Genomic DNA, 13,498 nt, shown 5'->3' with positions numbered 1-13,498 from the left:
ATTAAATGAACTATTACGAGCTAATATATCTAAAGCGAGAGCTTAAAAACAAGTTAACTGCCGGTAAAATCGAGCAGGCGGTCAGTCCATATAAAAATTATCTGGAGTTTTTTGTACACACAGAGGCCGCTAAGCACCGATTATGCTTCAGTTCGGCCCCCGGAAATATTGCTCTTTATATAGACAGTTTTCGGGGGGCAAAAAAGAGCAACACCATCGATTTCTTTGAGAAGATTTATGGTATGGAAATCACCGATATAACCATCCCGGAAACCGACCGGTGGCTGTTTATTCATTTTGAAGACGGGCACAAGCTGCATTTCAGGCTGTTCAGCAATCGCTCGAATGTGTTTCTTTCCAAAGAGGGGGAGATCATCGAGGTATTTAAAGAGTACGATGAAACCGAAGAGGAACCGCCAAGTCCTCAGAAACTGAATGTGTACGAGATTGAGGAGGACATCAGCCGAAAAAGCACCAAGAATAAAATAGTGGCTATAAACGCGATGTTCCCACGGCAAAATATTCAGGAGCTGATAGATATTTATAATCTTGATGAAGCGGGGGAAGAGGAGCTTCAGGAGTTCGTGCGTAAAGTTTGTGATGAAATGGAAAACAAACCTTTCCCGCGTCTTCTGGAAAATGGAGATACCACGCTGTTGTCCGAAGAAACACTGCCTGTTAAGACGGAAAAAGAGTTCGATAGTGTAAACGATCTTATTCTCTATCGGTACAAAAATTACTCCCGGGATCAGCGGCTCCGTCAACGTAAATCATCCCTCCTTAAAAGCCTGAAAAGAAAAATTAAACGGACCAAATCAGGCCTCCAAAACCTTGAGCAGGCCGATAAAGGGCTGGAACGGGCTGAGAAATACGAGCAATGGGGACATATTTTGATGGCCAATGCTCATCTCGGGGATGTCAACAAAGAAGAGATCGAAGTGGATGACCTGTATAATGAAGGCGAAAAGGTAACCATCCCACTTGAAATTGATCTGGATATAGCCGGGAATGCCCAGCGGTATTACAAGAAGTCGGCCGGTGCGGAGAAATCGTATGAGGAAGCCATGAAGCGCATCCCCATCATGCAAAAAGAAAAAGAAAAGGCAGAGCGTTTGTTGGAAGAAGCGGAGGAGATTACCAACCTCTGGGAGTTTAAGGATTGGGAGAAAGATCGTGAGGAAGAGCTGAAGGAGTACCGAAATCAGGATAACTCAGGCGACGAAGAACAGCTGCCCTTTCACACGCTGGAGGTACAGGGCTATCCGGTGTGGATCGGGAAGAATGCCAAAAGCAACGATACGCTGGTTCAGAAAGCCCACAAAGAGGATGTTTGGATGCACGCCCGCGGTGTTCCCGGCTCTCACCTGGTCATCAGAATGGGGAATGACAAAGGCATGCCGGAAAAGAAGGTGCTGCTGGAGGCTGCTTCCTACGCTGCTTATAATTCGAAATCAAAAGGATCCAAGTTGGCTCCGGTGATCATCACCAAAAAGAAATACGTGCGCAAACCCAAAGGATCATCCCCCGGTGCGGTAGTTGTGGATCGGGAAGAGGTGGAAATGGTGACTCCTAAAAAACCTACGAAATGAATTCTTACCGACTGCAAAAATTTAAAGACAGTATGTACCTGTGTGGCTTCATGGCATCCGGGAAAAGCACACTCGGCAAAGCCCTGGCCGGGAAGCTGGAGCGGGAATACCGCGACCTGGATGAGGTTATTGTTGAAAGGGAGGGCAAAAGCATCCGCGCCATCTTCGATGAGCACGGAGAGCACTACTTCCGGGAAAAGGAGTGGGAATACCTGCTTGATCTGACCCGTAATTTCAGAGGAGTGGTGTCGCTGGGCGGGGGAGCCCTGCAAAATCAGCGCATTGTTGATCACCTGAAGGTGAACGGGTTGCTGCTTTTTGTGGATACGCCTTTGGAACAAATAACCGACAGAGTGCTGCAAAGCAATGAGCGCCCGATTGTGTTTAATAAGGACGGAAAAATTAAATCCAGGGATACTCTCTTTACAGAGCTGAAAGCCTTATATTCAGGTCGAGAAAAATTCTACAAACAGGCTCAGGTTGCAATTAAAACACCGTTATTTTCAACTGTTGAGGAAATGACGGAAGCGGCCATCGAAAAAATTACCCGGCATGTCTGATTCTATTTCAGTCCAAACTTCCACGGAAGATATTTATGAATTGCACTTTGGCTACGATTTAAGTGCAGAACTGGAGGAGTTTGTACAGCATTACGGCTCCGCAAAAGTCTTTTTGATGGTGGATGCTTTTGTGCTGAAGCATCACCGCACCCATTTTGAGAAGGCGTTGAAATCTCACTTTAAAGAGCTTCACATTTTTGAAGTCCCCCGGGGAGAGCAGGCGAAGAACATCGAAATCTATAAGCAGGCTGTGGATTTTGTTCTGAATGAAGGCGCTGAAAGAGGAACGCCGCTGATCGCCATTGGGGGCGGGGTAACCGGTGATTTGTCCGGCTTTGTAGCGGCTACGGTGTTACGCGGACTTCCGCTTATCCACATCCCCACTACCTTGCTGGCCATGGTGGATAGCTCGATTGGAGGGAAAACCGGCATCAATCATCATACCGGGAAAAACCTGGTAGGAAGTTTTTATCAGCCTGCAGCGGTATTTGCAGATGTTAAATACCTGGAAACCCTTCCGGAAAAAGAATGGGTAAATGGCCTGAGTGAAGTACTTAAGTACGGAATGATTCACAGCCCTGAAATCCTTGAACAGGTAAACACGTTGATTAAGGAGAATACCTTTGTTGACGGGAAGTCCTGGTTGCCCTTGATTCAGCAAAGTGCAAAGATTAAAGTTGAAATTGTAGCTGAAGATGTACTTGAAGCCGGGAAGCGGGCTTTTTTGAATTTCGGTCATACTTTTGCTCACGTTATTGAAAAGCAAGGTGACTATAAGTTGTATTCTCACGGTGAGGCCGTTTATGCCGGAATGATTGCCGCCGTTCACGCTTCCAATTCTTTAGGTGCTAATATTGATTTATCCAATTTAATGCAGTTCAAGCCGTTGTATAAGCTGAATTTGAATGAAGTAAAGGCCTCCCCGGAAGAATTGGTGTACCTGATGAAAACCGATAAGAAAGTGAAAGACGAGCAAATACAACTCATCTTGTTGAAGGAATTAAGTTCTCCCTACGTTTATAAAGTATCTGACACCGGCTTTGTGCAACGGGCCTGGGAACACACGCTAAACATTTTTACATAGTGGCATACATACGCTGGTTACATAAATCCTGGAATATTTTCTGGACCTTTATCGGGGTGCTGGTGTTGACTATTGCCCTCGTTTTTGGGGCAGCTTTTGGGTTGATGCAGCTTCAGCCGGTAAAAGATCAGGTGGCTGTGGAGCTTCAGGATCGGTTTAGTCAGAATTTTGAGGGCGTGCTGAGCATTGGTCAGCTTGAAGGCTTGTTACCACTTCGCATGCAAATGAATAACGTTAAAATTTACCCGGATTCTTCGGAATTCAGGCCGGTATTTGAGACGAGCTCCATCAACGCCAGCCTGGATATTTGGTCCCTGCTTCGGAACAGGGTGGTGATAAATGCACTTCAGGTAGAATCGCCGAAAGGAGTTGTGGATCCGGAATCTGAGTTTTCTCTGGATGAGGCTTTTAAACTGAAATCAAACCTAACAGCAGGATCGGTAAGGTCAGATAGTAAGCCAAGCTCCGGTTTTCAGATTATCATTCCTTCAGTGATAGTTCGGGATGGTAATTTTGTGGTGCGGAATGCCTTTGAAAAACCAAACCGGGTAACCACTTCCGATAGCCTGAACATCAGGAATGTTCAGATGGATATGTTTTTTGAATTCACCAACGACCAGCGCTTTGTGGATATTAACCGAATACAGTTTGATGTACCTGAATTCAATATCCCAACCGTTGAGTTGTTTGGTCAAATTTATAACGACTCCCGGTTCCTGGAACTGAATGCCCTGAATATTAAGTCCGGTAACTCAAGCGGTCGCTTCAGCGGTGATGCTGAAGGGGTAAATATGTTGGATGGGGCAGTTAAACAGCAGCTTAAGGAGGCTACGCTCAGTTTAACTGTGGATCGGTTGGCTCTGGAAACATCCTATATCACCCGTTTTTTCCCTGATGTCCCTGAGCTTCAAAGTGATATTAAAGGTAAACTGACCGGTGAAGGTACGCTCGACTCCCTGTATTTCAGCACTGTTGAACTGAGTATAGGAGAAAGTTTTGCAGATTTAAACGGCACTTTAGAAAATCTGAGAAGTGTTGATCAGCTGTCCTATAATGTAAGCCTGGAAGCTGTTGTTTTGGCACAAAAAGAGCTTGAGCTTATAAACTCGGCACTCACCACTGCGCAGATCGACGCCTTAACCTCCACCCGGTTTGAAGGGGAAATTTCGGGTACTACAGACACCACCTCAACGAATATCATGGCTCAGAATATGGAGCGTGGGCAGTTTCAGGTTGACGGGGTTTGGAACTGGGGTAACTCCATTGGTTTTGATCTGAGCTTCAATACGGACTCCCTTGATTTAGGAAATTTGATAGATCCCCGAATACAATCTACCGATTTAACCCTGAACGGGGAGATCAAAAGCACTTCTTTCAACCTGAGGGAAAGCGAAGGCGGACTGGTAATCCGGTCGAATCAGGGAGCATTTGACAACCGCCGGTTTAACCAGGTTGTGATATTGGTAAACTGGAATGATGGTTTGATTGAACCGGATATCAGAGCTGAAGTGAATGGAGCGCTTTTAACCACAAACGGTACCATTGACCTAACCACTTCTATTCCGTCCTACTCTTTAAAAGGTGAAGCCGGTAATATATTTCTGAATGAAATTGTGCAAGACAATCGCATGCGGGAAGTGTATGCGGATATGGAATACGACCTGAGCTTGATTGGCAAAGAGTGGAACGAACTGTACGGGCAGGTAAGTCTTGATATTACCCGTGCAGTGGCCGGGGATGATACACTGGGTCGCCACCAAATATATGTTGATTTCAACGAGCCCGATGCCCAACAGCGAATTCTGCGTATGACATCCACCGCCTTTGATGCCACCGTGCAAGGGGATTTCGTACCGGCTGACCTGCTGGTTCTCAGCGAGCAATGGAGCCGCTATTTTACCAACCGGGTGAGGGAAGAAATCGCTTTTGATAGTTTGACGACCATTAAAGATTCCACCCAAATCAGCCGTAACCAAAACCTTACTATCTCCGGGAGATTGAAAAACCTTGGGCTGATTACCTCATACTTCCCGAGTTTTCCACATATTTCAACTTCTGCCCGTATCAATTCAACGGTGAATGTGAATTCTCAGCGACTGCTTTTTAATGCTACCCTGATAGATAGTAAGACGAGAATCCGGGACTTTGAAGCCGACTCTTTGATGATACAGACCACAGGAGGCTTCAGGAGGGAGGCGGACCTGAAAGACTTTTCCGGACTTCAGTTTCAGGCCAATGCAGCTCAAATTGATTATAACTCAATAGTAGGCAGGGATTTTGATTTTGCAGCTAATTTCAACCAGGATTCCGTTGAGCTGAGAAGTAATATTCGGGAGTTGGCAGATGATGCTTCATTCTCTTTCCATGCCGGAGGGGACATTTCGGAAGAGGCAATTTCCTTATTCATCCATGATTTTACGTTGGGTACCGGCACCTTTAGATGGGCCAATGAAGGAACCCCCATGCTTCGCTATCAATCGGATGAAAAATTAACGCTGAACGATTTTGTCTTTGAAAGCGACTCCCAGTTTGTACAGGTAAACGGCACCTTCAGCAGCTCTACGGAAGATTCAGTTAACTATAACATTGGAGACGTGAACCTTGGCCGTCTTTCAGATTTGATAGGGGGAAGAGTCCGGTTTGGGGGAATAGTAAACGGTAAATTCACCACCCGAACGCTGACTACGGTACCGACCATCCAGGGAGAAATTGATGTTGAAGCCTTTAACCTGGACAACACACTTTTCGGTGATATCCTGCTCACCAGCCGATACAATCAATCCTTAGACCGTTTTGATACTAATATCTCCGTAAGTACGGATTCGGCCAAATACCCCCAATATTATGCCAACAACGATCGTAAAGGGCAGAACTTTAATATAGACGGGTACGTCCTTGCTCCAAAAGAAGGTAATTTCCCGGCTGTTGACTCGCTTTATCAATTTGATATAGAGTTTGAGAATATTGACATGTGGATTTTACCGTACATAGGTCCAAAGGTGTTTGCTGAAGCTGCGGGGCTGGCTAACGGAACGGGTAAAATCTGGGGAAATCTGGAGAACTATGATTTTGAATCAGAATTTATTGTGGGTACTGAAGATGCCGCTTATATCCGCCCCCAATTTCTGGATACCTACTACTATGCACAGGGTAGTTTAACCTTTAACCGGTACGAAGGCTTCACTTTTAATGATATCTACTTTATTGATCCTTCAGGTGGTAGTGCCATTCTGAGCGGTTTTTATGATTTAAATAATTTTGGTCCAACCGACAGCCTTCGGATAAGCCTGGATATGGATGAGTTTCAGTTCCTGAATAGCTCATTCGACCCAACCGTGGCATTTTTTGGACAGGCCTATGGCTCCAGCACGGTCACCATTTCCGGTACCAATATGAATCCGGTGCTTCGCACCGAAGAGCCGATTGTTATATCTGATTTTTCACAGATTTCCATCCCATTATTGGAGGAAACGGAATTTAATGAAGACAACCGGTTTATACGTTTCGTGAACTCTTTTGACGTGGACGATTTACGGTCAGGTGTAAATTCCACTAATTCCCGAAATCGAATTAATGACGAACAGGGCCAGCCGGAAGAGGAGCTTACCTTTGCTGAGCGTTTTACTTTAGATCTGCAGTTTGTGGCTACCAACCCGATGACAGTACAACTGATTTTCGATCCGGTTACCGGCGATATCGTAACAGCCGATGGTACCGGTCGCTTGCGCATATTGCTGGAAGACGAACAGGTATCCATGTTTGGCCGCTTTGATATAACGGGCGGGAACTACCAGTTTGTGAGTGGCGATATCTTTACCCGCCGTTTCGAGCTGGAATCAGGCGGTACCATTATCTGGGAGGGAGATCCTGCAAATGCACGCCTGAACCTGAATGCCATTTATCGTGCCCGGCCTGATATTAACACCCTGAGCAGCACCGGCTCCAGGGATCCTGAAAATGCCCAACGGGTGCCTGTAGAATTAGTGCTGAATATCGGTGGAACCCTAACCAGTATTGAAAATAATTTCTTTTTCCGTTTGCCCAATACCTTTGAGTCGCAACAAAGCTCAACGCTGTCCACCCAGCTGGCCTCCATTAACAGGGATGAAAGCCTGAAGTTAATTCAGGCCACCAACTTTATGCTTATGGGAGATTTTATACCGGTTTCTTCAGCAGGTGACCCTCAAGCCAATCCCTTTGGAGAAAATTTATCGGGCAGTGCAGCGGTGCTGAATCCATTGCTTTCGAGCCAGGTTATTAACCCATTGTTATCAAATCAGGTAAATTCGTTATTGAACAGTGATTTGAGTAGTTTAGATGTAGATTTTAACTTAAATACATATAACCAAGTTGACCTTGGAGTAGCGCTACGGCTTTACAATGACAAAATAATACTTCGCCGGGAAGGACAAATCACAGGAAGACAATCAAATATTGGAGATCTTGGTGCTACCTTTAGAATAAACCGCACCTTTGCAGTAACGGCTTTCCACCGCCAGGATCTTACCTTCGGAACCATTAGCAGCACCGAACAATCACAACAATCTCAGGAAATAAATGGTGTAGGCCTTGAAGCCAAAGTAAGTTTCAATACCTGGGATGAATTTTTCAATCGGTTGCTTTCGCCTTTCAGAAAGCTATTTGGCGTTAAAGAAAAAGAACAGAATCAAGAAGAAATAACAGAAAACATAGAGGGACGAGATCCCGCATAAGAATATTTGAATGAGTAGTAAGAAAGAAAGACTAAGTAAATTTGAAGACCTGGTTGTTGATTTATTGAAAAACAGCCCCGACGGTAAGCTAACAAGAGAGCAAATTATTAGCGTACTTCGGTTAGAAAGTAATAACGAGATAAAACGGCTGGACAAATCACTGGGCCGGCTGGCTAATCAAAACACCATCAGCCGAAAAGACAATTATGTTTTTCTTGGGAAAAACACCAGGAAGAAGGCAAAGAAGTCCTCGGGTTCGTCCCATGTTGTTGAAGGAAAGATTGATATCTCAGTCCGCGGAACCGGTTATGTAATTACCGATGAGCTGGATCAGGATATAATGATTTCATCCCGCGATGTAGGAACGGCTCTGAACGATGATAAAGTTCGGGTTAAGATAACCGGGCAGAAAAAGGGCTCCGGCCAACCCCGGGGTAAAATCCTGGAAATACTGGAACGGGGCAAAGACTTTTATGTAGGTACACTTACAAAAGTCAGTAAAGAGAATTTTGTGATTGAATCGGATAAGAAATCGGTTCATACCAACTTCTTTGTACTTCCGGAATTCGTAAATGGAGCTGAGGATGGCGACAAGGTTATATTTGAGCTTGTGAACTGGGTTCACCCCAAAGCGTTACCGGAAGCCCGTATCAAATCGGTTTTAGGAAAATCGGGTTCAAATGATGCCAACGTATTATCCATACTGGCTGAAAATGACATGGTTGCTGAATTTCCCAAACAAGTGGAGGAGTATGCTAACCAGATTCCAACCGAGATTCCCGAAGAGGAATGCCACAGACGCCGGGATTTAAGAGACGAGAATGTTTTTACCATCGACCCGGAAGATGCCAAGGATTTTGATGATGCGCTGAGCATCAAAAAGCTGGATAATGGAAACTATTACCTGGGGGTTCATATTGCCGATGTAACGCATTACCTCACCCCAAAAACCGTGCTGGATGAAGAAGCACACAGCCGGGGAACAAGCGTTTATTTAGTGGATCGTGTGATTCCTATGCTCCCGGAAGTGCTGAGTAATGGTGTGTGCAGTTTGCGCCCTAATGAAGACAAGCTGACCTACAGCTGCTTTATGGAAATTGCCCCGAATGGCAAGCTGGTTGATTACTCTGTGGAGGAAACCGTGATTCATTCCAAACAGAGATTTACTTACGAACAGGCTCAAGAAGTGATTGAGGGTAAGAATCACAAATATGCCAAAGAGGTGAAGCTGGCGGAAGAGTTAGCCCGGATACTCCTGGACAAACGATTCCGTGAAGGAGCGATAGACTTTGACACCCCTGAACCCAAGTTTGTTTTAGATGATGACGGTAAGCCGCTCAAAGTAATTTTGAAGGAACGTATTTTTGCCCATCGTCTGATTGAGGAATGCATGCTGATGGCCAATAAAACAGTGGCTATGCATGTGGAGGAATTACGTAAAAAGTCAGATAAGAAGCGCTCAAAAGACTTGTATCCATTTTTCTACCGGGTACATGACAAGCCGGATCAGGAGAAACTGGCTTCCATAGCGGAGCAGGTTAAACCCATAGGAATCAAGTTTGATCTCGGGGATAAAATCTCTCCTAAAAAGATCAACGACCTTCTCAAAAAAGTGGAAAATACAAGCCTGGAGTATATCGTTAACGGACTAATGCTCAGGGCAATGGCTAAGGCTGAATATTCACCGAATAATCTCGGTCACTTTGGATTGGGTTTTGGGCACTATGCACACTTTACCAGTCCCATTCGCCGTTACCCTGATGTTATTGTGCACCGGCTTCTAAAAGGTTACAATTCAGGAGCGAGGGTTTACACCCACGATCAGCTCAAAAAAGATGGAGAACATTGCAGTGAGCGCGAACGTGTTGCCGTTGACGCTGAACGTGACTCCATAAAACTGAAGCAGGTTGAGTTTTTAAGCGGTAAAACCGGTGAGAAATTTGACGGAATTATCAGCGGTGTGATGGAACGGGGAATTTTTGTGAACCTAAAAGACATTTACTGTGAAGGAATGATAAGAATGAGCGATCTGAAAAGTGATTATTTCGTTTTCAATGAAAAGCGCCATGCCCTGGTTGGCCGCAAGAGCGGAAAACAGTTTCAGCTTGGCGATGAAATCCGTGTTTATGTTAAAAGCACCAACTTGGAAAAACGACAAATCGACTTCGGATTAGCCAAATAACTTTTAATACTCTCTATTATGAAAGTTAAAATTAGTTCAGTTGTATTACTCGCTGCAATAGTATTTATGTCCGGTACACCGGCTCTGGCTCAATATTACTCCTTTGGTAAGAACAGGGTAGTTTATGAGGATTTTGAATGGCGCTACATTCAGTCCAAGCATTTCGATGTGTATTACTACGGAGAAAAGAACTATGAGCTGGCTGAATTTGGGGCGAAAAGTATCGAGTCGGCCTACAAGCAACTGTCCGAAGATTTTAACCATGAGATATCCAATCGTATAACGCTCATCGTTTATGATTCTCACAACGATTTCTCCCAAACGAATGTAGTAAATCTGCCTACCAGCGCAGAGGGAATTGGCGGGGTGACTGACAAAATGAAAAACCGGATGACGGTCCCTTTTACCGGAGACTATGCCGATTTCCGTCGTACGCTTCACCACGAGCTGGTTCACGCGGTTTTTAACGATATGTTTTACGGCGGTACCATCAATTCCATTATCCGCAATAACATTCAGCTTCAGTTTCCACTTTGGTTTGAAGAGGGCCTTGCTGAGTACACTGCCTTAGGCTGGGATACGAATACAGATATGTATGTTAGGGATGCAGTAATCAATAACTACTTGCCTCCGCTTCAGTACCTGAGCGGGTACTATGCCTACCGGGGCGGGCAATCGTTTTGGAATTTTGTGGTCGAAGAATACGGCCGTCAGAAAATTGCCGAAATACTGCAAAGAATTAAAACCACAAGAAGTGTGGAGGTTGGCTTACAACAGTCACTGGGACTAAACTTTAAAGAATTGGATAAAGCCTGGCAAGATGCTCTTCAGGAAAGATACTATCCGGAGGTAGCTGAACGGGAACGAGCCGATATGATCGCTAATCAGCTGACTGAACGAGGGCAGTACGGGTCTTATAATACCAGCCCGGCCATATCTCCGCAAGGCGATAAAGTAGCCTTTATTACCAATAGGAGAGGGTATTTTGATGTGGTAGCCATCAGTGCCATTGATGGAAGAAAACTGAAGACGTTGATCAGGGGAGAAGACAATCCTGAGTTTGAGGAACTGAACATTTTGAATCCAAATATTGCCTGGTCGCCGGATGGAAATCAGATTGCGATCTCAACTAAATCAAAAGGAAGAGATGATATTGCCCTGATAAACTACAACACCGGTAAAATAAATAAGCTTAAGTTTCCCAACCTGGATGCCATTGCTTCCATTGCCTGGTCACCGGATGGTAAGAAATTAGCCTTTGATGGTAACATCGGTCCTTATCAGGACATTTTTGTGTACAACCTGGAAACCGGTAAATTAATCAATGTAACCGGCGACTTCTTCTCAGACATGCAGCCGGCCTGGGGCACGGACTCAGAAACACTTTACTTTGTGTCTGACCGGGGAGAGAAAGTAGCACTCCACAATTATACGCTCAGTTATGATTTGTTAGGTGATGAGAGCATCTACCAAACCGACATCTTTCGGGTAAACCTGAACGCCAGGACTACAGCCACAAGGCTGACCAATACGCCTACATGGAGTGAAAAAGGCCCACAAACAACCAGAGACGGACGCTTGGTATATATCTCTGATGAGAACGGAATCCTGAATGTTTATGAATACAACCTGGATACCCGGACATCAGTCCCATTAACGAATTTACAAACCGGAGCCTCTCAAATCTCGATAAGTGGTGATGGTTCACGGTTGGCTTTTAACTCCATCAATGAAGGGTACCTCGATATTTTCTTGCTGAGGTCTCCACTCAACCGGGATAAAGGAGGCGAGCTCTCCAAAAATTACTGGGCACAACGAAGGGCTTCAGAAAGTAAACTTACCCGGGTTCCGGCTATCCGGTATGCTCAGCAACTATTTGCCGATGGACTGAGCCTGGAAGGCGAACGCGTTGCTAATGCTGATGAGGAAGTTGAACAAGCCGGTGAAACCGAGACTGGAGGGGAAGAGGGCACGGAAGAAGTAGCGCAGCAAGAGCAAGAGTCTGATGAAATCGACTTCAGAAATTATGTGTTCAGTACAGAAGTTATGGAGGACACAACGCTTGAGTTGGAAGACATTAAAAGCTTCACTCCGGAGAATAACATTACGGATGATGGACGCTTTCAACCTAAGAACTACCGGCTTAAGTTTTCTACGGATATAGCATATAACCCCACTTTTGTAGCTTCCACTTATGGCTCAGCGGCTCAAACGCAATTTATCATCAGTGATCTGCTGGGAGATCACCAAATTGCACTGGGAACCAATTTTGTAACAGATCTGCGGAACAGTGACTATTCCATACAATACGGATACCTGAAAAATCGCACCAATTGGTTTGGTTCATACTTTCACACGTCCAGAAGATATCAGACTATTTTTGGGGAACTTATCCGGTTCCGGACATTCGGTGGCTCTGTAAACGCTCAATATCCATTTAACAAGTTTAAACGGATCGATTTTGGCTTTTCAGCAATGGGAGTTACCCGTGATTACAGCTCAGTGAGCGATCGGTATGCGGGTTTATCAACGAGTGCAAACCAACCCGATAATCAGCGAAGTCTGTTTCTATACCCGGAAGTTGTATTTACCAACGATCGGACCTTACCCGGATTTTTAACCCCAAGAGGTGGACGTAGATATTCAATAGGAATCTCGGGCAGCCCCGGTGTTGGTGAGAATGCTCCACAATTTGGATCTGTATTGGCTGATTTCAGACAGTACATTGGCTTGGGACGAAGCGGGCAGTATTCCATTGCCTTGCGGGCATCGGGCGCCACTTCCATCGGCCCAGACAAGCAAACCTATTTTATGGGAGGCCGGCTTGGTTGGATTAACCAGCAGTTTAGTAATAACGGACTTTCCTTTGATAAGCTGACGGACAGTTTCTTTACCGTACCTGCTTTACCGGTTCGTGGATATGCCTATAACAGCATCTACGGAAGCAATTTCTCATTAATTAATGCAGAATTCCGTTTTCCTCTTTTTGCTGCCGTTGTTCCCGGCGCACTCCCGATTCTCCCGTTCTATAACATCACGGGAGCTGCTTTCCTTGATGTTGGAACCGCATGGGGCGAGCGAATTGACTACGGACTATTGGATAACGGAGAGCCTGTAATTAACAAAGCTAAGCTGGACTTCAAAATTGCTGAAGAACGATTCAGTGACCAGGCCCAGACTCCACAAGGACCCGTACAGTTTGAAGCTCCATATTATGACGGTGATATCCTGATTGGAGCTGGTTTTGGATTGCGAACTATCGTTTTTGGCCTGCCTTTCAGGTATGATGTTGGGTGGCCATACGGCAGAGAAGGGTTTGGAGATGATCCTATCCACTACTTCTCCATTGGTATAGACTTCTAAAGAGTGTG

6 protein-coding genes are annotated in these 13,498 nt (G+C 45.2%); all 6 read left to right on the top strand.

All coding sequences use genetic code 11. The features are described 5' to 3' along the window. Nucleotides 1-5: 5 nt before the first annotated feature. From JJ941_RS06475 to JJ941_RS06450, 6 genes are read left to right on the top strand one after another with little or no spacing between them, the layout of a single operon-like run. Nucleotides 6-1,589 carry an NFACT RNA binding domain-containing protein gene (locus JJ941_RS06475; RefSeq protein ID WP_290962978.1) on the top strand — a complete coding sequence of 528 codons (1,584 nt, stop codon included), beginning with the start codon at nucleotides 6-8 and terminating at the stop codon, nucleotides 1,587-1,589. Beyond that, complete coding sequence (locus JJ941_RS06470; protein WP_290962977.1) at nucleotides 1,586-2,149, top strand: shikimate kinase; 564 nt, start codon at nucleotides 1,586-1,588, stop codon at nucleotides 2,147-2,149. The genes JJ941_RS06475 and JJ941_RS06470 overlap by 4 nt, the downstream gene beginning before the upstream one ends. Next, nucleotides 2,142-3,233 carry a 3-dehydroquinate synthase gene (gene aroB, locus JJ941_RS06465; protein ID WP_290962975.1) on the top strand — a complete coding sequence of 364 codons (1,092 nt, stop codon included), beginning with the start codon at nucleotides 2,142-2,144 and terminating at the stop codon, nucleotides 3,231-3,233. The genes JJ941_RS06470 and aroB overlap by 8 nt, the downstream gene beginning before the upstream one ends. Beyond that, nucleotides 3,233-7,945, top strand: a complete 4,713-nt coding sequence (locus tag JJ941_RS06460; protein WP_290962974.1) for a hypothetical protein — start codon at nucleotides 3,233-3,235, stop codon at nucleotides 7,943-7,945. Before aroB ends, JJ941_RS06460 begins: the two co-directional genes overlap by 1 nt. A 10-nt stretch (nucleotides 7,946-7,955) precedes the next feature. Further along, the gene (gene rnr, locus JJ941_RS06455) at nucleotides 7,956-10,127 is read left to right on the top strand and encodes a ribonuclease R (protein WP_290962973.1); all 2,172 of its coding nucleotides are present in this window, start codon (nucleotides 7,956-7,958) and stop codon (nucleotides 10,125-10,127) included. A gap of 18 nt (nucleotides 10,128-10,145) precedes the next feature. Next, nucleotides 10,146-13,490 (top strand): peptidase MA family metallohydrolase, encoded by a 3,345-nt coding sequence (locus JJ941_RS06450; protein WP_290962972.1) that lies wholly within the window; start codon nucleotides 10,146-10,148, stop codon nucleotides 13,488-13,490. The last annotated feature ends 8 nt before the right edge of the window (nucleotides 13,491-13,498 follow it).

It is taken from the genome of Gracilimonas sp., from assembly GCF_017641085.1.
Classification (GTDB): domain Bacteria; phylum Bacteroidota; class Rhodothermia; order Balneolales; family Balneolaceae; genus Gracilimonas.
Note: the sequence above shows the minus strand (reverse complement) of the source record. Positions and strands in the feature narration are given on the sequence as shown.

Bases quoted from the DNA above. Each gene is read 5' to 3' on its own strand.
- JJ941_RS06475 (WP_290962978.1), top strand. From the start codon at position 6: ATGAACTATTACGAGCTAATATATCTAAAGCGAGAGCTTAAAAACAAG.
- JJ941_RS06470 (WP_290962977.1), top strand. From the start codon at position 1,586: ATGAATTCTTACCGACTGCAAAAATTTAAAGACAGTATGTACCTGTGT.
- aroB (WP_290962975.1), top strand. From the start codon at position 2,142: ATGTCTGATTCTATTTCAGTCCAAACTTCCACGGAAGATATTTATGAA.
- rnr (WP_290962973.1), top strand. From the start codon at position 7,956: ATGAGTAGTAAGAAAGAAAGACTAAGTAAATTTGAAGACCTGGTTGTT.
- JJ941_RS06450 (WP_290962972.1), top strand. From the start codon at position 10,146: ATGAAAGTTAAAATTAGTTCAGTTGTATTACTCGCTGCAATAGTATTT.